Genomic DNA, 24,068 nt, shown 5'->3' with positions numbered 1-24,068 from the left:
TCCTTATAAAAATAGTATCTTTAAGCGTAAAAAATTGAAATTTATGGATATCGAATTCAACAAACGGGAAGATCAGAACAGGTTAAAACTATCAGAGATAAATCGCTTGCTCACTGAAATTAAAAAAGGGGGTGGTGAAAAGAGGCTTCAGAAGCTTCGTGAAGAAGGAAAAATGACTGCAAGAGAAAGGATTGATTATCTTCTCGATAAGAATTCGGAATCCATAGAAGTAGGAGCTTTTGCAGGCTACGAAATGTATAAAGAACATGGGGGATGCCCTAGCGGAGGGGTTGTTGTTGTCATCGGCTATGTTTCCGGAAGGCAATGTATTGTTGTCGCGAATGATGCTTCTGTAAAAGCCGGCGCATGGTTTCCTATTACCGGAAAGAAAAACTTAAGGGCCCAGGAAATCGCCATGGAAAACAAGCTTCCGATTATTTATCTGGTGGACTCTGCAGGTGTTTATCTTCCCATGCAGGACGAAATTTTTCCTGATAAGGAACATTTCGGAAGGATATTCAGAAACAATGCTAAAATGAGCTCAATGGGAATCATCCAGATCTCTGCTGTTATGGGCAGTTGTGTGGCTGGAGGAGCTTATCTCCCTATTATGAGTGACGAAGCGATGATTGTTGATAAAACAGGTTCTATTTTCCTTGCAGGAAGCTATCTGGTAAAAGCAGCCATTGGAGAAACCATAGATAATGAAACTCTTGGTGGCGCGACTACCCACTGTTCTATTTCAGGAGTTACAGATTATAAAGCTAAGAATGACAAAGACGCGCTGGATAGAATCAAAAATATTATGAAGTCTACCGGAAGTACTGAGAAAGCTGGTTTTGATAGAATTGAAAGTTTTCCTCCAAAGCAAAATCCGGAAGATATATTTGGAATTATGCCGGTTTCAAGAGCTGAGCAATACGATACTTATGACATTATTAAATGTATTGTGGATAACTCCGAATATGAAGAATATAAGCCAGACTACGGAAAAAGTATCATCTGTGCGACGGCAAGAGTTGACGGCTGGTCTGTAGGGATTGTAGCCAACCAGAGAAAGATGGTCAAGAACGGTAAGGGAGAAGTACAGTTTGGCGGAGTCATTTACTCCGATTCTGCGGATAAGGCCACAAGATTTATAGCCAACTGCAACCAAAGAAAGATTCCTTTGATCTTCTTACAGGATGTTACCGGTTTTATGGTAGGATCTAAATCAGAACATGGAGGGATCATTAAAGATGGGGCAAAAATGGTAAATGCCGTATCTAATTCTATAGTTCCCAAATTCACTATCATTACAGGTAATTCTTACGGAGCGGGTAATTACGCAATGTGTGGAAAAGCATATGACCCCAGACTGATTGTAGCTTGGCCTTGGGCTGATCTGGCTGTAATGGGAGGAGCACAGGCTGCAAAAGTTTTAGCCCAGATCCAGGAATCAACACTGAAGAAACAAGGGAAAGAAATAACCGAAGAAGAGCACAATGAAATTCTGGATACCATCTCCAAAAGATACCAAAAACAGACAGAATCCACGTACGCAGCAGCGAGATTGTGGACAGATGCGATCATCAATCCTGCCGATACCAGAAAATGGATCTCTATGGGGATAGAAGCAGCTAATCATGCTCCTATCACGGAGAAATTCAACTTAGGAGTTATCCAAGTTTGATCAATAAATTATTTAAATTAAATACTAAGCCTTACGTTTTCGTAAGGCTTTTTTATGGAAAATAAAATACCGGATTTCAAACTTTTATACCCATTTCCAAAATATATAGTTCGATTAAGATATTTTATAAAATTAATCTTTTAAAAATTTCCCGTGTATAATCCCGCTATTTGTTTGAATTTGTAAGTAATAAACTCCCTTTTTCAAATGGGAAATATCTATGTCTGATTGGTCAGTTTTAAAAAGAAATTGTCCAGCTGATGTCAAAACTTTTATTTCTAAAACTTGTGCTGGAGAAATAATGGCAATATGATCTTTAGCGGGATTAGGATATATTCTTATTGCAGCATTGCCTAAATCTTTATCGCGGGTACTCAGATAGGTCTCCAAATTCAGCTTGACAGTCCAAGAATCTTCATTTGCTGTAGTCTTCCCCGAGCCTGCTAAATCTCCATCAACAGAATTCGTTCCTCCTACAAAAACAATATTCCCGTTGGAATCTTCAATAAAACCTCCCGAAGTATCATAACTGCCTCCTCCATAGCATTTTTTCCATAGCATATTTCCGGATTGATCAAACTTTAAAAACCATATGTCGGAAGCGCCATGATATCCGCTTTCATAAACTGTTTTGTTACCATTCGATACAGTACCAACAACTAACAGGTTATTGTCACTTGTTTTCCTTATTCCTCCAAAGCTATAATTTTCATAGTAATTGCTGCCTATCTTCTTCTGCCAAATTATATTTCCGTTAAAATCTGTTTTAAAAATCCAAAAGTCAGCATCATTATCTACTGCCGTTCCTGCCAGATCTCCATCCATAGAAGAAGTAGTTCCCCAAAATACATATCCGTCATCCAGCCTCAAAGAATCAATAGCATATTCAAAGCCTGAACCGCCCATTGTTTTATTCCATAATAGGTTTCCTGCAGCATCCAGTTTAATGATCCAGCCATCCAATTGCCCATGATTTCCACTAATAATCCCATTATTGGAATAGGTTTGGCCGTACACCATATATCCGTTATCAGGTGTTGGAACTATGCTGACTCCTTCATCATCTCCTGATCCCCCGTAAGATTTTGTCCAAATCAAGGTTCCATCAAAGGATATTTTAAAAACCCTTACATCAGAGGAATTCGAGACTGTTGCAATTCCCACAAGTACATAGCCATCAGATACCAGTAAAGCTTTTGTAGCATACTTCCCATTATAATTTTTAGTCCAGAGAAGGTTTCCGGCACCATCAATTTTATACACCCAAATTAAGTTTGTATCGGGGTGTGGCCCTACCGTACCGTTAGTGGAAGTTGAGGATCCCATAATCAAATAGTTTCCATCATTTGTTTTGATAATCTTGCCGCAAAACTCTCTTCCGGTCCCGCCAAATGTTTTATCCCAAACGATATTTCCGTTGCTATCAAAACGTGTTACCCTGCAATCAGGAAGAGCTCCAGGTGAAGTATCAGTAGAACCAATTACAATATAACCGCTATCTGATGTTTCAACAATATCGACAACCCGGTCATTGTTTCCGGTAAGCATTACCTTTTGCCATAATAATGTCGGTGGAACAATTTGCTGACAAATAAAAAAATGAGTAAATAAAAAGAATAAAGCAAGAGAATAAATTTTCTTCATTATGAATATTTTTAAAATAATATTAATTTAAAACAAACATAATACATAAATAATTAACTAACTATAATAAAAATAAACAAACCGAATATTTCTGCTTGATTTTATTTGCTATTCTCGAAGGATCTCTATTGATGCGGCTAAGGATAGTAAGGATAGTAAGGACAGAAGCTAAGATATATGAGTATAGATTTCAGATCTCAGATCTCAGATTTCAGATTTCAGATTCTGGGTTATAAATAATCAATAATGAGTAATTGATGTTGGTAACAGTATGAATGATGTTTGGTTATAGTATGAATAATAGTCAGGATGATCAGCAGCAATGATAGATTATTGATCATTCGTGCTATTCGTAGCTGATATATGGGGAATGATGAATGAAGAATAAAGGATAAGTGATGATGGATTGAACTGCAGACTTGCATGTTTCAATAGGGACGGGCTTTAGCCCGTTCTAAAGGTAATCCTACGGCTTTAGCGAAACATAAATACAGCAAAGTTAATCCTAATTACAAGTAGGTTGGCTAAAGCCTATTTCTATTGATTATAAAAAGCATGGATAGATATAAAAAGATAAAATTAAAAAAATTTAGATCTTTTCATTCGAATATAAACGACTTTTAAGGATAAGATTCCAGGTGATTCTGGATTATAAATGATCAATAATGGGGAATAAAGGATAAGTGGTGATAGATTGAACTACAGGCTTGCATGTTTCAATAGGGACGGGCTTTAGCCCGTTCTCAAAGAGAGCGCTGCCCTATGGCTTTAGCCTAAACGTATCGCAATCGGGTAACGGGAACCGGATCTTCCGGGATAGATGAAGATAGAGATGAATAGAGAGAGGTGGAGATCTACGTATAGGTATAGGTACAGGTATAGGTATAGATATAAGTATAGATACGTAAGGTATATAATGTATATAACAAAAAAAACCTTTATCGTTATGATAAAGGTTTTTTAAAAATAAAATAAAAACTGGCGGCGGCCTACTCTCCCGCGTTAGCAGTACCATCGGCGCTGGTGGGCTTAACTTCTGTGTTCGGAATGGGAACAGGTGAGCCCCACCGCTAAAACCACCCTAAAGAAGGTATATAAGATATCAGAGCATAGATTTCAGATATCAGACTTAATGTCTGTCATCTGATGTCTTTTATCTGACATCTGGTTTAATCGATAAAAACTTTCACAAAGACAAAACCTTCATTGCGCATAAAGCACCTGGTTTATAAAAGCAACCATAGACTATAAATCTACGGGTAATTAGTACTACTCGGCTATGACATTACTGTCTTTACACCTGTAGCCTATCAACGTCGTCATCTACAACGACCCTTAAAAGATGTCTCATCTTGAGGCGAGTTTCGCACTTATATGCTTTCAGTGCTTATCTCTTCCAAACGTAGCTACTCAGCGGTGCACCTGGCGGTACAACTGATACACCAGAGGTTTGTTCAATTCGGTCCTCTCGTACTAGAATCAAGCCCTCTCAAACATCTAACGCCCGCAATAGATAGAGACCGAACTGTCTCACGACGTTCTGAACCCAGCTCGCGTGCCACTTTAATGGGCGAACAGCCCAACCCTTGGGACCTTCTCCAGCCCCAGGATGTGACGAGCCGACATCGAGGTGCCGAACCTCCCCGTCGATGTGAGCTCTTGGGGGAGACTAGCCTGTTATCCCCGGAGTACCTTTTATCCTATGAGCGATGGCCCTTCCATACGGAACCACCGGATCACTATGTCCTGCTTTCGCACCTGATCGACTTGTTGGTCTCACAGTCAAGCACCCTTATGCCATTACACTCTACGCACGGTTACCAAGCGTGCTGAGGGTACCTTTGAAAGCCTCCGTTACTCTTTTGGAGGCGACCACCCCAGTCAAACTACCCACCACGCAATGTCCTTCTAAAAGAAGTTAGGCTCCAAGTAAGTAAAGGGTGGTATTTCAACGTCGGCTCCACAAACACTAGCGTGCATGCTTCTAAGCCTCCCACCTATCCTACACATTACTTACTCAAAGTCAATACGAAGTTATAGTAAAGGTTCACAGGGTCTTTTCGTCCCATTGCGGGTAATCGGCATCTTCACCGATACTACAATTTCACCGAGCTCGTGGCTGAGACAGTGCCCAGATCGTTACACCATTCGTGCAGGTCGGAACTTACCCGACAAGGAATTTCGCTACCTTAGGACCGTTATAGTTACGGCCGCCGTTTACTGGGGCTTCAGTTAATGCCTTCGGTTTAACCCTAAGCACCTTCCTTAACCTTCCAGCACCGGGCAGGTGTCAGACCCTATACAGCATCTTTCGATTTAGCAGAGTCCTGTGTTTTTGATAAACAGTCGCCTGGGCCTCTTCACTGCGGCCACCATTGCTGATGGCGTCTCTTCTTCCGAAGTTACGAGACTATTTTGCCTAGTTCCTTAGCCACGACTCACTCGAGCACCTTAGGATTCTCTCCTCGACCACCTGTGTCGGTTTTGGTACGGGTTGCTTCACTTCGGCTTTTCTTGGAAGCACTTTCCCTACAGCAGCTTCGCCCGAAGGCTAGGCCTTGACTATTCCGTCAGTCTCCAGTAAGTACGGCACTCCGTCCCCTTTTTAGTGTGAGCAAGTATGGGAATATTAACCCATTGTCCATCCACTACCCCTTTCGGGTTCGCGTTAGGTCCCGACTAACCCTCAGCTGATTAGCATGGCTGAGGAAGCCTTGGTCTTTCGGTGAGCAGGTTTCTCGCCTGCTTTATCGTTACTTATGCCTACATTTTCTTTTCTATCCGCTCCACAATACCTCACAGTAATGCTTCTGCGCAAATAGAATGCTCTCCTACCAGATATATCTAAAATATAAATCCATAGCTTCGGTAATATGTTTATGCCCGATTATTATCCATGCCGGACCGCTCGACTAGTGAGCTGTTACGCACTCTTTAAATGAATGGCTGCTTCCAAGCCAACATCCTAGCTGTCAATGCAGTCCAACCGCGTTGTTTCAACTTAACATATATTTGGGGACCTTAGCTGTTGGTCTGGGTTCTTTCCCTCTCGGACATGGACCTTAGCACCCATGCCCTCACTGCCGTAGAACATTTATTAGCATTCGGAGTTTGTCAGGAATTGGTAGGCGATGAAACCCCCGCATCCAATCAGTAGCTCTACCTCTAATAAACTTATATACGACGCTGCACCTAAATGCATTTCGGAGAGTACGAGCTATCTCCCAGTTTGATTGGCCTTTCACCCCTACCCACAGGTCATCCGAAGACTTTTCAACGTCAACCGGTTCGGTCCTCCACTCTGTGTTACCAGAGCTTCAACCTGCCCATGGGTAGATCACAAGGTTTCGCGTCTAATCCTACTAACTATACGCCCTATTCAGACTCGCTTTCGCTCCGGCTCCGGTACTTAATACCTTAACCTCGCTAGTAAAATTAACTCGTAGGCTCATTATGCAAAAGGCACGCCGTCACAGCATTACGCTGCTCCGACCGCTTGTAGGCGTACGGTTTCAGGTTCTATTTCACCCTTCTATTCGAAGTGCTTTTCACCTTTCCTTCACAGTACTTGTTCACTATCGGTCTTTCAGGAGTATTTAGCCTTGGAGGATGGTCCCCCCATATTCAGACAGGATTTCACGTGTCCCGCCCTACTCATTTATCACTTAAATATGCCTTTCATATAAGGGGCTATCACCCGCTACGGCTGTTCTTTCCAGAACATTCTATTAAACATATAAAAGCTTTTGGGCTAATCCGCTTTCGCTCGCCACTACTTACGGAATCTCTTCGATTTCTTTTCCTCCGGGTACTTAGATGTTTCAGTTCTCCGGGTTTGCTCCTCTTGCGAGGTGACATGTCTTCAACATGCCGGGTTGCCCCATTCGGATATCTGCGGATCAATTCGTGTGTGCCAATCCCCGCAGCTTTTCGCAGCTTACCACGTCCTTCGTCGCCTCTGAAAGCCTAGGCATCCGCCATACGCCCTTAACGATTTCTTTCCTATTGGTTACTCAAGCGCTTTATGCGCTCGGTTTTCTCTTTGTGATGTCTTTACCGTTAATGTCAATGATCTTAATTCTATTTCTGATTTAATTCGCAAATATTGTTTTTGGCTCTATTTGCTTTTTTAAAAATAAACCATCTATGATGGTGGAGAATAAGGGAGTCGAACCCTTGACCTCCTGCGTGCAAGGCAGGCGCTCTAGCCAGCTGAGCTAATTCCCCCTCTAGTAGACTTCAGATGTCAGATCTTAGATTTCAGACTTTTAAAATCTGAGCTCTAGCATCTTATATCTTCCCGTCTTATAATTAGTAGTCTCGGGCAGGCTCGAACTGCCGACCTCTACATTATCAGTGTAGCGCTCTAACCAGCTGAGCTACGAGACTGTCTGTTAGACTAACAGATTTCAGATATTAGATATCAGACTGATCTTCTTCTTTTATCTTGCCTCTCGTCTCAATCCCTTTTACTAATTTCTAGTGGGTGTTGTATTGTTAATATAACCAACCAAACAAAAAACTAAAGCTTCTCTTTAAGCAAGTACTTGTATCTTGCGATACTAATTTTGTTTATCGTCTAATGACGCTCTAAAATGAGATGTTCCAGCCGCACCTTCCGGTACGGCTACCTTGTTACGACTTAGCCCTAGTTACCTGTTTTACCCTAGGCAGCTCCTGTTACGGTCACCGACTTCAGGTACCCCAGACTTCCATGGCTTGACGGGCGGTGTGTACAAGGCCCGGGAACGTATTCACCGCGCCATGGCTGATGCGCGATTACTAGCGATTCCAGCTTCATAGAGTCGAGTTGCAGACTCCAATCCGAACTGAGACCAGCTTTCGAGATTTGCATCACATCACTGTGTAGCGGCCCTCTGTACTGGCCATTGTATTACGTGTGTGGCCCAAGGCGTAAGGGCCGTGATGATTTGACGTCATCCCCACCTTCCTCTCTACTTGCGTAGGCAGTCTCACTAGAGTCCCCAACTTAATGATGGCAACTAGTGACAGGGGTTGCGCTCGTTGCAGGACTTAACCTAACACCTCACGGCACGAGCTGACGACAACCATGCAGCACCTTGAAAATTGTCCGAAGAAAAGCCTATTTCTAAGCCTGTCAATTCCCATTTAAGCCTTGGTAAGGTTCCTCGCGTATCATCGAATTAAACCACATAATCCACCGCTTGTGCGGGCCCCCGTCAATTCCTTTGAGTTTCAAACTTGCGTTCGTACTCCCCAGGTGGCTAACTTATCACTTTCGCTTAGTCTCTGAACCCGAAAGCCCAAAAACGAGTTAGCATCGTTTACGGCGTGGACTACCAGGGTATCTAATCCTGTTCGCTCCCCACGCTTTCGTCCATCAGCGTCAGTTGTTGCTTAGTAACCTGCCTTCGCAATTGGTGTTCTAAGTAATATCTATGCATTTCACCGCTACACTACTTATTCCAGCTACTTCAACAACACTCAAGACATGCAGTATCAATGGCAGTTTCACAGTTAAGCTGTGAGATTTCACCACTGACTTACACATCAGCCTACGGACCCTTTAAACCCAATAAATCCGGATAACGCTTGCACCCTCCGTATTACCGCGGCTGCTGGCACGGAGTTAGCCGGTGCTTATTCGTATAGTACCTTCAGCTAGATACTCGTATCTAGGTTTATCCCTATACAAAAGAAGTTTACAACCCATAGGGCCGTCGTCCTTCACGCGGGATGGCTGGATCAGGCTCTCACCCATTGTCCAATATTCCTCACTGCTGCCTCCCGTAGGAGTCTGGTCCGTGTCTCAGTACCAGTGTGGGGGATCACCCTCTCAGGCCCCCTAAAGATCGCAGACTTGGTGAGCCGTTACCTCACCAACTATCTAATCTTGCGCGTGCCCATCTCTATCCACCGGAGTTTTCAATATCAATTGATGCCAATTAATATATTATGGGGTATTAATCTTCCTTTCGAAAGGCTATCCCCCTGATAAAGGCAGGTTGCACACGTGTTCCGCACCCGTACGCCGCTCTCAAGATCCCGAAGAATCTCTACCGCTCGGCTTGCATGTGTTAGGCCTCCCGCTAGCGTTCATCCTGAGCCAGGATCAAACTCTCCATTGTATGTTTGTCTGACTCACTCAAAGTTTTGACGCTTTAGTTTTTCCTTACTTGGTTGTTATATTGTATGTCAATGATCTTTATATCTTTCGCTTTTTAACGAAGCAATCTTTCTGTCTGTGTTGCTCCGTATTTGCGAGTGCAAAAGTAAAACTTTATTTCGATTTGACCAAATCTTTTTGAAGAAAATTTTAAAGTTTTTTTGTAACCTTAATCCTTCGCCAATCCTCAGCCCTACTCCTCCTGCGCTCCCTTTATTTGGGAATGCAAAGATACAAATCTTTTTCACTTTCGCAACTTTTATTTTTAAAAAGTTTTAAACGCGTTTTGTAGATTTATTATCTTAAAGTATTTCGTTTCTGCTTATCTAAAAGCCCTTCTGCGCTTACTGATCTTCTCTCGTTTTCAGTGGGGCAAAGGTAAGCCAACTTAACCATACCAAACAAATTTATTTAACTTAAAAATACCTATCGTGGAAAAGAAAGATTGTAAATAGCTGAATTATAAAATATTATACACCTATTATAGTTATCCACAACAGTCGAAATTGTATTTTAACTGCTTTATATTGCTGTTTCCTTATATATACTCTAAGGATATTCCTTTTTGCAGTTTATATCAACGAACCTCATCGCATTTGAAGTGGAACTGTTTATCAACAGGATATTGCTGGGTTTAGAGACTTCTGTTTATATTGCATATCCTAGCCCCGATAGTAACGGTTACCCCGCAACAAGAGACAGCGTGGGAAGGTTCAGATGTGGGAAGCCACGGCGTGAGGAGTATGAGTGGATAGCGGGAAAAAGCTCCTTATAAAAGAATCAAGCTGAAAAAAGATGTCAGACGAATATTCTGCACGCTCCAACTGAGGTTCTGTTCAGAAAAAACGGTTGATCAATACTTTATATAGATAGTACCCCAGCAGACATCCCATAGCATCGGCTACAATATCCAGGGTTTCCATAGATCTTCCCAGTCCCATTTCCTCCTGTAGAATTTCAGTAAGGAAAGCATATATAAGGATGATCTGAAAAAAGTATGAGAATTTAATTTTAGGAAATGCAGCCACGAAAGAGAATCCTAAGGCTGCAAATATGCTCAGGTGCAACACCTTGTCGATCCCGGAGAACATAAACCAATATTCATGATTCTCTTCTCCCGGCCTGAGAAGCATATAAGTAAGAAATGCCCAATAAATGGGCAAGATCTTACTAAATATTTTTGAAATTTTATCCAATGATAGCCTGGTAATCTTCTGCAGAAAGCAATTCAGACTGATCTGCCCCATCAGCAACTTCCAATTTAATAATCCATCCGTTTCCATAAGGGTCTGTATTCAACAGTTCCGGCTGGTCTTCTAATTCTGAATTAAATTCAATAACCTTCCCTGAAAGAGGTAAGAATAAATCTGAAACAGTTTTTACCGCTTCTACACTTCCGAAAACATCTCCGCCATTAAGATCATCATCTACTGTATCTACATCTACATATACGATGTCTCCAAGTTCTCCCTGAGCAAAGTCTGTAATCCCGATTGTAGCCACATTACCTTCGATCTTGATCCATTCGTGATCTTTAGTGTACTTTAATTCTGATGGTGTGTTCATTTTTTAATTTTTATTTTGTACAAATGTATTCAAAATAATACTAGCTTCAAATATTGAATATAAAAAATGTCCTTCAAAATTGAAGGACATGTAAGTTTGTCACTATTTTCTAGAAACCACCACCATTTTCGCCGAATGTAAACGTTGCAGAAATACCTGCTCTGATCGTTGACAATGGGAACGCCGTAGAGATTTTATATTTGGAGGTCATCTGTTCGTAGAATACCCTCAGGTTTAGATTCTCAGAAACATTATAGTCTGCTGACAGTTTAATGTTTAAAAGCTTCTGCCCTCCTGTTACCTGGGAATCGTTTAACAGGATATTCATGATAGAGGTCTTGCTGTCTCTCAATGAAATATCTCCTCTGATATTAAGATCGCTTCCTTTTCCTCTTGCCCCTCTGACATTCGCCATTCCAAGCCTAAAGTTTCGAACAATGTATCCTAACCTTACCACATATTCAGTATTCGAATCTTCAGTCAAAGTATGGTTTACCAACCCCAGTACCAACATTCTGTTTTTATTGTACTGTAACCCGAACTGCATATTGTTTCTCATTGTAACATCTATCCCGATAAGCGGTGCATAAGATTCTACATATCCCACCTGAGCAAATGTAAATGGATTGATATAATCATTATTAACATCAAATACAGCATCCGGATTGCTAAGACTGTTAAAATAATCAATACTGGACTGAACTCCCGTAGCTGTGTACGTTGCAGTATATCCATGCAGGATATCAAACTTTGTAAATTGTCCGTTGATCATTGGAATATTTCTTAATCCCGAGTAGGTAACTCTCCAGTTTGGTAACGGGAAGCCAGCCTTTTTAGGATTACTCATTTCTTTTACTGATTTACCTTCGACAGCAGCCCTGAATGCTGGAATTAAAACATATGCATTAGAAATACTGTAATGCTCTGCAAATCCATCATTGGTAATGACTGCATTGGGTCCGCCGAGTTGTCTGGACAATACCTGCGCATTCGCTCTGATCGCCTGGTAAACCGCCTGTCCGTCTTTAAATGACGTGCTCAGAAGCATTGTGGAATTAGAGTAAGTAATCAGATCATTTGCAAATGTGTAATCCGGATTGGCAACTCCACCATTTGTGTAGTTAAATCCAGTATGAGTAAAATTCCTGTTATAATTATGCAATATGTTAAGGTCAATCCTGAAATCGTTCATAGGAACAATCTGAAGGTTAGCCCTTAATTCTTTTGTGGACATCCTTACGTACGGATCTGTCATATAAGTAGAATTACTTACCCATCCATTTTCCATAACAGTTCTTCTGATATCTGCCTGAGATCCTACTAAGAATCCGATGGTGGGACCTCCCAATGTTTGTCCGTAACCATACCAGTTCGGTGCAGATAACAGCCCTGGAAGTACCGTCCCGTTGTTCTCTGAATAATTAACATCCAATTGTTTAAAAGAGGTCAGGAAGAATGCAGCACTTTGAAGTACCGTCAGCCTATTTTTAAACTTATAATTTTTATACCGGTATCTGTTCTTTGACCACTGCTGAGTATAAACATTATTCAGGGAATCGATCTCCTGTTTACGCTTCTGCAGTTTTGCTGAAATATTTTTAAAATATTTAAACTGTCCGAAGAACTTCGGAATGTCTGCTGTAGCTGTAGCCTGGATAACATTTGTATTCTGCCCTATAGATCCCAAACTTTCCTCTCTTTGTGTATCAGGATTAATGAAGCTGTATTGAGCGGTACTTCTTGCATTCCAATTGTAAGTAAATCCATATCCCAGTTCAGCATCAATAAAGTCTAAATAAGGAAGATACTGGAATGGTAATTTGTAATTTAACTGCACTCTGTGATTGTACAACACCGGCCTTCCGGCTCTGAAAACATTACCGAAGATAGACTTATTGTCCATTGTATTCACATCCACATTATCATTCAGGGTTCTGGTGGCGGAATTAATTTCCAATTTCAATGACTTTGTAAAATTGAATCCTAATCCATACTGCCAGCCAAAGTAAAAGTTCCTGTTCCTAAGAGTTTCAAAATCACCACCGGCATTTCCTCCTAAAATAGCTTCAATGTTTCTAAACTCAAGCTCATTATAGTTTCTGTCGATCTCAGTTCGGAATGCCAATCTTGTCGGAATCGGATTAAAGTTGAACTCCTTAACCCATCTCAGGTATTTGGCTGATTTTGCCGTATCGCTGATCATTTTATTAAAAGGCTTGATGACCCATGGCTTAAAGGTATAATTATAATCAATATACCCTCTCAGATATTGTCTATAATTCTTCTTCGTATAGATATCCCTGAAATAATCATCATTATAAACCGCAGTTACTGAAACGTTTTCAATGTCATAGAATTTTGGTCTCTTATTCTGATTTACCCTTTCTTTACGCATATTAACGACCCCGATACTTCTCTGTTGCGTATAAGTTCTTGCCACTTTCTTCAACTGTTCTTTATTCGGCGCTTTACTAAACTCAACATCAGTATCCAGAGGATTATATTTCGGATCTTCGATCGTCTGGGAATATGAATAGTTCAATGGAATTTTCATTCCGCTTTTTTCAGGTAATAATTTATCTACATTGATCGCTGTATTGATACTGAACGCGGATTGAGTAGACTGGTTTCTTTCAGCAGGTTTCGAGTCAATATTTCCAAAACCTACAGAGGTATAGGAAGCACTGGTATTAATCGTTGCGAAATCCCCTAAATTGAAATTTAAGCTTGCATTTCCTGCATATCCCCCGTCATTTTCAATCTCAGATAAACGGATCTCGTTGACCCAAAGAATCCTATCAATGCTAGTTGGAGGTCCTATTCTTTCGACACCATTTCTAACACCTATCATAATTGTTGTAATATTTCCTAAGCTTGGACGCCCTTTAATATAGATTCTTTTAGCATATTCTCCTCCTTCAAAAACATTATCCAAAACCCTTTCCGCAATCTTTCCAGAATTATTTTTATCCCTTCTTATTTTTGCATCAACAAAATTCTGAACATCAAACTCAACCTCATTTTCCATTGGCCATATTTCCATTGGAGCCGTTGCTGTAGTTGGAGTCATTTTCAGAGACGTTTCATATTCATAATAGTTGTCTGTAGCATCGGTTCCAAAACGGATAAAGAATTTGGTTTTCTCATCCAATCCTATAGTTCTGTTCAACGGATCGTGAGCATGTACAAAAAGTTTAAGCTTTTTATATCTTCTCATATCCAATGTTGTATTTTTAAATACCCCTCTTGACTGACCATTTGAAAGCTTATCTGTTTTCATATACAAAGAAGCTTCATTCTGTCTCTGTGCACCAGCATTTCCACTCAATACTTGTCTGTCTATACCCGGAGGCAATACATAAGGAGGCTGATTAAATGCATTTTCTTCAATATTTACACTTCCCACTTCAAGGTCATCTGTATTTACTTCCATGCTTCCTTCATCTTTAGCAGGATCCACACCAGGAGTTGTATTTGTTCCAACATACGTGGCAAGATTCTTGGAATATTTTCTCCAGTCTGATCTTACAAGATCCAACGTACCGAATCTTAAAGTAGAAGTTTGCTCAAATCCCGTCAGCATTAATCTTGCAAATCTTACATTATTTAGTACAGATCCTTCAGCTGTTCCTTCATTTTTATCAAATTTGGAAACCGGTATTCTGAACAGGAACCATTTTACATCTGAAGACTGCCCATTCTGGAAAGTAGCTTTTACTGTTTTTACATCTACAATATTGTTATCTGCTCCTAATGTTAAACTTGCCTGATCAAGATTTACAACATACTGGTTGTAATTTTCTGTCTGATCAAGGTTATAATCTCTGTTGATATCTTCTGCATCGGGAGTTTGGGAAGACACATTCAGTGAATTTGCTTCTGAGTTTCCTTCCGGATTTCTAAAGTATTTGTACCGTTCGACAAGGGAAGCTGCCTGGCTACCTGTAAATTTATCAGAAAGATAGAATACAAAATCATCTACTGCAGGGTCTACAATATTGGTCACCGGATTTACAAATGTATTTCCGAATCTCATGGATTCCTGATCCGAGCTTAATCCATCATATCCCACATCCTGTATTCTTCTATCATCCCCTTCACTGGAGAAAGCATACAGAATAGGAGGCTGTTTTGGCTGTGTACCCCAATTGGAGCTGGTAGTAGTTGATGGTGTACCCGGAGTTGGAAGACCATTCTCATACTGCATTTTCCCATCTTTCAGAATGTCTTCAGAAACGTTTCCTAAATGTAATAAAAGTTTTGGGTTAGCCCCCAGCTGCTTGCCATCTGCATAGGGATCCATCATCCAGAATTCAACATACTCGATATTTGAGCTTATAAAGTTGGATACACTGATCGGCCTCATAATCCCTGCCCATCTGCTCTGTGCCATTTCTGTTGCTGTATTTACATTATATGGCCCCTTTTCTTTGGGGAAATAAGATATATCAAAGGTATTGGTATAGATCTGTTCTCCTGCTACAAAATCTCTGTTGTTATAAATCTCTGATAGCTGGACTCTTCTTGAGGCATGATTGGATACAGACTGCGGCGTAATTCCACCAGGCGCTTTACCTCCAATGCCCCAGAATCTTGGATCAATATTATACCATGTTAAGAGTCCTCTTCCATAGCCACTCGTTAAATCATCATTAGGAGGAGTCCCATTGAAAGGTGCCGACTTATTTTTCTCCGGTCTTGATGCCAGACTCCATGCAGCAGGTTCTTTTAAGGATATTTTAGAAGTAGTCTGTTCAAAATCATCAATATATGACTGATCATTTGTGCCCTTATTCAAGCCCGGAAGTAAATAAGCCGCCTCCATTTTGAAATTCAGATTGGAAGGTGCTTCAGTTTTCACCAACGGTAGTTTATCAGTAAGTCTTGTCAGAAAAGGAAGCTGATTATTATACATCAGGTTAATTCCTGCCATTGTATTATTAACTGCTTCCTGTCCGTAATTTACTTTCTGGGTAAGCGGGGATTCAGAATAGTTAACCACAGTTCCTCCTAAAATAAAGTTTTCGTTAAACCTTCTTTCCAGATTCAATCCCAGGAATCTTTTTCGCTGTGTATTAAAGGTTAATTGGTTTTCCAATGAAATATTAATGGCTTGCCCTGATTGCTTTACATTTTCATTGATGATTGTTACTGTTCCCAACATATAATCGACCGTATAGTCGACCCCTTCATTAAGCTGTACCCCATTGGCGGAAACCTTTACAGATCCCTGCGGAACATTTACAGCCCCTAAAGAGATACCCTGCCCTTGGGTTCCTTTATACCGACCTTCTATGGTATACCATTGAGGTAAAGGTGATTGTGGGAGTTTCTGCTTATCATACAAGTCGTGAAGAACATATTTGGGATCATTCCCCACTAAGCTCTGCATATAATTTCCAAAAGGCTGCACCTTAGTAAAGATAATTCTTCCTGTTTCCGGTCTGATTGTAATCCCATTAACAAAATCAAAAATTCCGTCTCCCTTGGAACCATCCTTATTATTCTGAATATCGCCGTTCATATTAAGCCGGTCCCAATTGAATAATTTCAATAGATTCTGATCTTTTACAGGAGTGTCCGGAAGATAGTTTACCTTACCTCCTGTTTTCTGATCCCTGTAATATACATTAAGGATGAAACCATCCTGAGCCACCTGTCCGGCATCTAATGAATAGACATTCTTCATCATCAGGTCCCACATTGGAGATTCTGTATTTACCTTGTTGTTTACTCTCAGGACTTTAGTAATCAATACAGGACTTTCTTCAGAGAACTCTCCGACTTTGTATACTTTATTGCTTCCGTTAACTGTATAAGAATATGAAACTGCCAAAAGCTGGGTAGGATTAAGCTTTTGATTTAACGAGATGTATCCTAGCTGTGGCTGGAACACAAACTCATTGGAGTTCAGCCTCCTTGCTTTTGTATTATAGATATATTGTTCACCATTATCATAAGGTTGTGCACTTCCCGGGAAAGTCTTCCCCTGGAAAAGTTCAGTATAATTCTTACCTGCTTCTCTTGTTCCTGCTGCCGTAGATACGGCATCATACAATCCGTTCAGAGAGTTATCCGGGAGTACTCCTGTAGCCTCTCCCAGATCCCTGATCCCGATAATACTTTTTTGGTAAGCCAGATTGCTGTTTCCCTGATCCAAGACCCATACTTCCAGCCTTGTGATATTGATTTTAGAGTTAATCTGCGGATAATTGAGTAATGAGGTATCATATTTATCAAGGAAGTAATGCCCTAAAAAGTAATGCTGATCTTCTTCATAATCAATGGCGTTGACCTTAAAATTATTCACTACGCCACCACCCTGTACAACAATATTCCGGGCTTCTCCCTGTTGTTGGGAAAGGACAACTGTTCCATAGGTTTTTCCCAACTGGAATTCTGTTTTCACCCCAAATAAGGACTGTGACCCGCGGATCAAACTTGTTGATAACGGCATATTTACATTACCGAATTCAACTCTTTTGATGATTTTATCTTCCCCTCCGGCATTCGGTTTATCCACATTTCCAAGACCTTTGCTCTGAAGATCTTTCCAGCTACCTTTTGCCTGCCATACAAGATTCATCCTGTTTTCAAAGGCAAAACCACTCTGCGTATCATAATTGGCTTTTAACTGAAGGTTCTCGCCCACTTTCCCCAATAATCCCAGCTGAATCCTCTGGTTAATATCAAAGGTAAAGCTGGTCCTGTTTTGCGGCAAGATCATCGGGTTATCTATTTTCTGATAAAGTCCGGCAAAATCCAGGGAAGCGTATCCCGAAGGAATGATTTCAATTTTATTCCCTCCGAATATGGTTTCGAAAAGTTTGTTGTTAATCTGTAAAGATGGAATCAGCCCCTTTTTACGGGCATCGGTTCTGTCTCTTCTGAAAAGAAGGCTGTATTTGTCAGATTTTTCTTTGTAATATGCTTTCGTCTGGGTAGCCAGCATATATTCTTTATACTCTTCCGGAGACATGGCTGTAGGAGGACCGGTAATGGTGTTCCCAATTTTAGGATAGACATAGTACATCCCGGTTTTTATGTCGTAGTAGGCCTCATACCTCGTAGGGTCAGCCACTTCATATTCCTTTCTGATGATCAGTGTATCTGTTTTCTGCTGCTGTGCAAAAGCACTTACAGACATACAGAGGAACGACAGGAACAAAAATATGTTAAAATGCTTGTTATTCGCCACCAAATGTTAAATGTTTTTTAAAATTTGTTTAACCAATTCCTCCACCGTGATGTTGGGATTCTGTTTCAATATTCTGTCAGCAATCTTCTCGCTCATTCGCTTAGGAATCCCTAAAACTTCTAATGCAGATAACGATTCTTCCTTAATTTTATTATCCGTAAAGGCAGAAATATTCTCTGCCGGACCGCTGAATTTCTGGACTTTATCTTTAAGATCCACAATAATTCTTTCGGCAGTTTTTGCACCTATCCCTTTTGCTTTTTGAATCAATGCACTGTTCTTTGAAAGGACTGCTGAAGCGATCTCGTCAAGGCTCAATGTTGACAGTAAAATAAGAGCTGAAACGGCTCCTACTCCATTAACGCTTATTAACAGATTGAACATTTCTTTTTCTGAACGAGTGTTAAATCCAAAAAGAAGATGAGCATCTTCCCGGATAATCTGCTGGATAAATAAAAAGGTCTGCTGATTCAAAACCAGCGTCTGTGAGGTCATTAGACTGATACCCACATAGTAACCAACTCCTTGTACATTGATTACTGCGTAGGTAGGCGTAAGTTCCTGAACGGTGCCTTGTAAAGAAAATATCATTATTAATTTTTAAAACTCCCAAATATAGCAATTTAAACTAATTAATATTTTCATTTCACGTACGAATGATTTTTAACTTAAATTTTAAATTAAAGTTTAAGAAATTAACACAAAAATAAAAGACTCCAAAAATCTGGAGTCTTTTACATATTTACAATCGATTTATAATCGATTTTCATTTATTTTTTCTCTCTTCTCTGAGCGTCAAGAACAGCAATGGTTGCAAGATTTACAATCTCATCTACGCTTGAACGCATCTGAAGTACGTGTACCGGCTGCTTTAGCCCCATTAAGATCGGGCCTATAACCTGTGCTACTTTCATTCCTCTGATTATTTTATAGGAAAGGTTTGCACTTTCCAGATTCGGGAAGATAAAGGTATTGGCAGGAGTCGTCCCTAATTTGGAGAAAGGATAATCACTCAAATGATCTGCATTCATTGCAAAATCCGGTTGAATTTCGCCATCTACAATCATTTTAGGATATTTTTCATGAAGGATGCTTACTGCTTTAGCTACTTTTTTAGAAGTATCCGAAATGGCAGCAAAGTTTTCAAATCCAAGCATTGCAATTCTCGGTTCAATAGCAAAAGACCTTACGGTAAATTCTGCCATTTTAGCAATATTCACAAGATCTTCAGCAGTAGGATTCTGGTTGATTGATGTATCTGCAAAGAAAATAGGTTTCTTTTCAGAAAGAATCATCATCATTGCCGCAACTTTGTCTACTCCTTTATCTTTTTCAATGATTTCCAAGACAGGGCGTAATACCGAAGTATAATTTTTAGAAAATCCTACGATAAGACCATCTGTATCACCATGTTTCAGCATTAGAGGTCCGAAATAATCTCTCTGGCGTACAAATCTCTTCGCTTTGTATTCGTTCATTCCTTTTCTCTGACGAAGTTTCCAAAGCGTTTCTCTGTATTTTTTTCTGTTTTCTTTCTGATCATCATCACTTGGGTCAATGATTGGAATATCCAGGTTGATCCCGTAACGTTCCATCTGCTCCTTGATGTATTTTTTATCTCCCAAAAGGCTTGGATAAGCAATTCCTTCTTCATAAAGAATCTGAGCTGCCTTTAATACGTTATATTCTTCAGCATTTCCAAGAGTGATTCGTTTCGGGTTAGACTTTGCGCGGCTCTGCATCATTCTTACCAGCCTTTCATCTCTTCCCATTCTGTCCAGCAGCTGGTGCTCGTACTCTTCAAAATCAGCAATTGTTTTTCCTGCTACTCCGCTTTCCATCGCCGCTTTTGCAACAGCACTGGACACTTTGGTAATCAACCTGTTGTCAAATGGTTTTGGAATAAAATATTCTCTTCCGAATTGCAGATTCTGAACATTGTATGCCAAAATCACAGCTTCAGGTACAGGTTCTTTTGCCAAATCAGCAATGGCATGTACCGCTGCCAGCTTCATCTCTTCATTAATTCCTGTAGCCTGAACATCCAGCGCTCCACGGAAGATATAAGGGAAACCTAATACATTGTTAACCTGGTTAGGATAGTCGCTTCTTCCCGTTGCCATGATGACATCTTTGCGGGTTTCGATAGCCAGATCATAAGCAATCTCAGGATCCGGATTTGCTAAAGCGAATACAATAGGATTGTCGTTCATGCTCAACAGCATTTCCGGAGTCATCACGTTTCCTTTAGACAGTCCTACGAAAACATCAGATCCTTTTACGGCATCTTCTAATGTTTCACTATCCGTTTGAGCAATAAAATCTAATTTTTCAGGAGTAAGGTTTTCTCTTTTGTGATTAATTACTCCTTTACTGTCACACATCAGGACGTTTTCTCTTTTCAGTCCCAATGAAATATAAAGCTTGGTACAGGCAATGGCAGCTGCTCCGGCTCCATTGACCACCATTTTCACCTCGTCAATATTCTTATTGGCAATCTGCAGGGAATTGATCAATGCAGCTGCAGAAATGATGGCTGTTCCGTGCTGGTCATCATGCATCAAAGGAATATTCAATTCCTCTTTCAGTTTTTGTTCTATATAAAATGCTTCAGGAGCCTTAATATCTTCAAGATTGATCCCTCCGAAAGTTGGGGCAATCCCTTTTACGATTTCAATAAATTTATCCGGGTCCTTTTCATTGATCTCAATATCAAAAACATTGATATCGGCAAAGATCTTGAATAAAAGACCTTTTCCTTCCATTACCGGCTTTGAAGCTTCTGCCCCGATGTCTCCCAACCCCAGTACCGCGGTACCGTTAGAGATTACCGCTACCAGGTTTCCTTTTCCTGTATAATCATACACCGTTTCGGGTTTATCGTGGATTTCCATACAAGGAACAGCTACCCCCGGAGAATATGCCAATGACAAATCTCTTTGTGAAGAGTGTGGCTTTGACGGGATAACTTCGATTTTTCCTTTGGGCTCTGCTTTATGATAATCTAACGCGGCCTGGCTAAAGTTCTTTTCGTCGCGATTGTTGTTACTTGACATAAGATTTTGTTTTTTGTTAGAGTATATATTTAATGTGGTAATCAACTAAGCTTTCAATTGGTTTCTGAACAACATGTCCCACATTTAAATGAAGTTCTGCCGCAACAGAACGTAGTATATTTTCGTAATAATAAGCAATAGAGCCGATGAAATTAATCTCTGCTTCTTTTGCTTCATCATAAGGCAGGACCTGGTATTCGAAGAAACTTTTCATCTCTTCAAAAACCATCTCCTTCAAATAAGGATGATCTTTCCTTTCGATAACAAATTTATTGAAATTGGCCAGATAAGCATTGGGCCTTGGCGCGTGATACATATTTTTCAATGCATCATCTATAGTAAGGTGATAATCCGATTCAAATTCCTCATGAAGGTCTGCAGGCAGTTTCTTCATAAAATATCTTCGGACCAGTTGTTTTCCGATCGCACTGCCACTTCCTTCATCTCCAATAAGGAAACCGAGAGAAGGCAATTCGATCTTAAGATCTTTACCGTCAAAAAAACAAGAATTTGATCCTGTCCCCAGGATACATACGATAGCAGGCTTTCCGCTGTATGCAGCATAAGCAGCCGCCATAAGATCCTCTTTTACGACAATCTCCGCTTTACCAAATACTTTCTTAAGTTCATTTTCTATGGTTTCGCAGTTTTTTTGTACTCCGCACCCGGAACCGTAGAAAAAGATCTTGGTAATTGAGTTTCTGACCAATATTAGATTGCTGTTTTTCTCTATTTCAGGAGCGATGAGTTCCTTGTTGATAAAATTCGGATTGAAACCGATCGTTTCTGTCTTCAGAAAAACTTTTTTAAAGTCATCGAGTATCACCCAATCCGATTTAGTAGAACCACTATCTACAATAGCAACCATATGTTAGAATTTAATTTAAGGGTGCTAAATTATGAATTTATCTTCAATTAGCATTTAAAAACAAACAGGAAGCTGTCTAAAATCACTAATGTTTTATATCAGTTTTGTTTTCGTTGAATTGCAAAAGCCAATCTTCAATCTCATCTTCCAGATAGGAAGCCTGTAATACCATTGCATTGATAAAATCATCCGGTACGGGTTCACCGCTGGAGCTTTCAAGATTCCAAAGTTCGTTAGACATATTTTCATATTCAGAATACACTCTTTTGAAGCGGGAATTTTCTTTCTCAAGAGCCTCAATATTTTTTTGTTGAAGCTGAAATTTTCTGTATTGATTTTGGCGTTTCATACAAATATTATTATAAAGTGAATCATAAAATGCTGGAGTCGTATGCCTTAAGCACGCATTACAAGATAGAAAAAACCATCAACACAAGAAGTTGAAAATGAATTTATTATCAGGTTATTATGGCATCGTTTAGATTATTAAATTTAGAAATAATTTTTATTTAAAAAAATATTTTAACAACTTTTTTCAGTGTTTAACATATAGTTATAAATTTGCAGTTCATATGATGAGACTTCATTATGATCAACAGGAAAAACAGGCTCCTGTTAATCGATATTACAGTAATTTATACTTACAATATTCGAATAGTCAGCATAATATGTAAAGTTTTTAATTAATTAAATGAAAGAAATACTCACACGCCAGAAACAGGTTTTGTTCTTCATTATAGCTGGAGGACTTAGTGCTATTGTAGAGATAGGCAGCTTTAAAATATTCAGCACTTATCTGCCCCAGCTTCTTACCAGAGAAACCAATTTCCATGGTATCCATTATCCTTTAAGTAACATCTTTTCTACCAGCTGCGGGATCATTACCAATTATTTTCTGAGCATCTGGTTTGTTTTTGAAAGAGGAAAGCATTCCAAAAGAAAAGAGTTTGTTTATTTCATGGGAGTCTCTTTCATTTCAACTTTATTCAGTTTAGGTTTCTTCCAGGTATTTTACAGTTTTATATTCAAGGATAATATCAATTTAATTTTTTATACCTTGAGTCCGGAAATGATCAGCAAAATTGCTGCAATTCTGCTGGTTTCCATCCTCAATTATTCTGTAAAAAAGAAAGTAATTTTTAACGGTTAAGCTGTGACAAAAATTTTAAATTATCTCTGGAGGTTCTGGCTGCTGTTACTGGCATTTGTCTTAACAGTTATCATGGGAATCCCGACCTTCATTTTATCCTTTAACAAAAAGCATTACAGGTACGCTTATAAGTTTATCCGTTTCTGGTGTTTCGGAATGTTCTACGGAATGGGGTTCAGATATGATCTGATCAGACTCTCTGAGCAAAGGCCGGATAAAAACCAGCAGTATGTTTTCATCTCAAATCATACTTCTATTATGGATATCATGCTTACCTGCATACTCTTTCCGCACCACCCGATATGTTTTGTAGGAAAAAAAGAGCTTGTAAAGATCCCTATTTTCGGAATGATCTATAAAAGAATATGTGTGATGGTAGACAGGACCAGTGCCAGAAGCCGTGCAGACGTATACAGAAGATGTGCAGAGAAAATGGAGGAAGGGAACAGTATTGCCATTTTCCCTGAAGGCGGAGTACCGGATGATACCTCTGTCATTCTGGAGGAATTTAAAGACGGACCGTTTATCCTCTCTTCTAAACATCACTCTCCTATTGCCATGTTTACTTTCATCGGGCTCAAAGAAATGTTTCCATTTGACAACGCTAAGGGATATCCAGGAAGGGTAAAGGTGTACTTCAATGGAATCATAGAACCTTCTGATTTTCCAAGAGACTTAAAATCAACCGCTTATAAGGAAATAAAAAAAACCTTATTAAAGTATTCCGTTTAAAGGAAATAGTTATATTTGTTTGTGAAATCTATAA

General features: G+C 39.8%; 11 protein-coding genes, 2 tRNA genes and 3 rRNA genes. 3 read left to right on the top strand and 13 right to left on the bottom strand.

Annotated elements, in window-relative coordinates:
* Positions 1–43: 43 nt before the first annotated feature.
* Positions 44–1,672, top strand: a complete 1,629-nt coding sequence (locus MUW56_RS13810) for an acyl-CoA carboxylase subunit beta (RefSeq protein ID WP_292013722.1) — start codon at positions 44–46, stop codon at positions 1,670–1,672.
* 132 nt (positions 1,673–1,804) lie between these two features.
* Here MUW56_RS13810 and MUW56_RS13805 read toward each other — a convergent pair whose 3' ends face one another.
* The 13 genes from MUW56_RS13805 to MUW56_RS13745 form a co-directional block, all read right to left on the bottom strand.
* Entirely contained in the window at positions 1,805–3,316 is a 1,512-nt protein-coding gene (locus MUW56_RS13805; protein WP_292013721.1) for a T9SS type A sorting domain-containing protein, read from the bottom strand.
* A gap of 976 nt (positions 3,317–4,292) precedes the next feature.
* Positions 4,293–4,400, bottom strand: a 5S ribosomal RNA gene (rrf, locus tag MUW56_RS13800).
* Between the two features lie 159 nt (positions 4,401–4,559).
* Positions 4,560–7,317 (bottom strand): 23S ribosomal RNA (locus MUW56_RS13795).
* Positions 7,318–7,466: 149 nt separating this feature from the next.
* A tRNA-Ala gene (locus MUW56_RS13790) sits at positions 7,467–7,543 on the bottom strand.
* Between the two features lie 88 nt (positions 7,544–7,631).
* Positions 7,632–7,705: transfer RNA gene (locus tag MUW56_RS13785), tRNA-Ile, on the bottom strand.
* A 204-nt stretch (positions 7,706–7,909) separates the two neighbouring features.
* A 16S ribosomal RNA gene (locus tag MUW56_RS13780) occupies positions 7,910–9,426 on the bottom strand.
* Together the 16S, 23S and 5S rRNA genes with 2 tRNA genes alongside form the textbook arrangement of a ribosomal RNA operon.
* An 874-nt stretch (positions 9,427–10,300) precedes the next feature.
* A complete protein-coding gene (locus tag MUW56_RS13775; RefSeq protein WP_292013720.1) occupies positions 10,301–10,627 on the bottom strand; it encodes a VanZ family protein in 327 nt (108 codons plus the stop codon).
* A 25-nt stretch (positions 10,628–10,652) separates the two neighbouring features.
* Entirely contained in the window at positions 10,653–11,030 is a 378-nt protein-coding gene (gene gcvH / locus MUW56_RS13770) for a glycine cleavage system protein GcvH (protein WP_292013719.1), read from the bottom strand.
* Positions 11,031–11,139: 109 nt separating this feature from the next.
* On the bottom strand, positions 11,140–18,177 hold the full coding sequence (gene sprA / locus MUW56_RS13765) for a cell surface protein SprA (RefSeq protein ID WP_292015415.1): 7,038 nt from the start codon (positions 18,175–18,177) through the stop codon (positions 11,140–11,142).
* A 57-nt stretch (positions 18,178–18,234) separates the two neighbouring features.
* The gene (ruvA, locus tag MUW56_RS13760; RefSeq protein ID WP_292013718.1) at positions 18,235–18,819 is read right to left on the bottom strand and encodes a Holliday junction branch migration protein RuvA; all 585 of its coding nucleotides are present in this window, start codon (positions 18,817–18,819) and stop codon (positions 18,235–18,237) included.
* A gap of 179 nt (positions 18,820–18,998) precedes the next feature.
* Positions 18,999–21,284, bottom strand: coding sequence for an NADP-dependent malic enzyme (locus MUW56_RS13755; RefSeq protein WP_292013717.1), 2,286 nt, complete (start codon positions 21,282–21,284; stop codon positions 18,999–19,001).
* A 16-nt stretch (positions 21,285–21,300) separates the two neighbouring features.
* Positions 21,301–22,152, bottom strand: a complete 852-nt coding sequence (locus MUW56_RS13750) for a BadF/BadG/BcrA/BcrD ATPase family protein (protein ID WP_292013716.1) — start codon at positions 22,150–22,152, stop codon at positions 21,301–21,303.
* An 85-nt stretch (positions 22,153–22,237) separates the two neighbouring features.
* Positions 22,238–22,501 (bottom strand): hypothetical protein, encoded by a 264-nt coding sequence (locus MUW56_RS13745; RefSeq protein ID WP_292013715.1) that lies wholly within the window; start codon positions 22,499–22,501, stop codon positions 22,238–22,240.
* 342 nt (positions 22,502–22,843) lie between these two features.
* Here MUW56_RS13745 and MUW56_RS13740 point away from each other — a divergent pair, with 342 nt between their 5' ends.
* Both MUW56_RS13740 and MUW56_RS13735 read left to right on the top strand, forming a co-directional pair.
* A complete protein-coding gene (locus MUW56_RS13740; protein ID WP_292013714.1) occupies positions 22,844–23,302 on the top strand; it encodes a GtrA family protein in 459 nt (152 codons plus the stop codon).
* Between the two features lie 3 nt (positions 23,303–23,305).
* Positions 23,306–24,034 (top strand): 1-acyl-sn-glycerol-3-phosphate acyltransferase, encoded by a 729-nt coding sequence (locus MUW56_RS13735; protein WP_292013713.1) that lies wholly within the window; start codon positions 23,306–23,308, stop codon positions 24,032–24,034.
* Positions 24,035–24,068: the final 34 nt, after the last annotated feature.

It is taken from the genome of Chryseobacterium sp. (assembly GCF_022869225.1).
Classification (GTDB): Bacteria; Bacteroidota; Bacteroidia; order Flavobacteriales; family Weeksellaceae; genus Chryseobacterium.
The sequence above is the reverse complement of the archived record's forward strand: the minus strand, read 5'-3'. Positions and strand labels throughout refer to the sequence as shown.

Bases quoted from the DNA above. Each gene is read 5' to 3' on its own strand.
- gcvH (WP_292013719.1), bottom strand. From the start codon at position 11,030: ATGAACACACCATCAGAATTAAAGTACACTAAAGATCACGAATGGATC.
- MUW56_RS13755 (WP_292013717.1), bottom strand. From the start codon at position 21,284: ATGTCAAGTAACAACAATCGCGACGAAAAGAACTTTAGCCAGGCCGCG.
- sprA (WP_292015415.1), bottom strand. From the start codon at position 18,177: ATGTCTGTAAGTGCTTTTGCACAGCAGCAGAAAACAGATACACTGATC.
- ruvA (WP_292013718.1), bottom strand. From the start codon at position 18,819: ATGATATTTTCTTTACAAGGCACCGTTCAGGAACTTACGCCTACCTAC.
- MUW56_RS13740 (WP_292013714.1), top strand. From the start codon at position 22,844: ATGAAAGAAATACTCACACGCCAGAAACAGGTTTTGTTCTTCATTATA.
- MUW56_RS13810 (WP_292013722.1), top strand. From the start codon at position 44: ATGGATATCGAATTCAACAAACGGGAAGATCAGAACAGGTTAAAACTA.
- MUW56_RS13745 (WP_292013715.1), bottom strand. From the start codon at position 22,501: ATGAAACGCCAAAATCAATACAGAAAATTTCAGCTTCAACAAAAAAAT.
- MUW56_RS13750 (WP_292013716.1), bottom strand. From the start codon at position 22,152: ATGGTTGCTATTGTAGATAGTGGTTCTACTAAATCGGATTGGGTGATA.
- MUW56_RS13805 (WP_292013721.1), bottom strand. From the start codon at position 3,316: ATGAAGAAAATTTATTCTCTTGCTTTATTCTTTTTATTTACTCATTTT.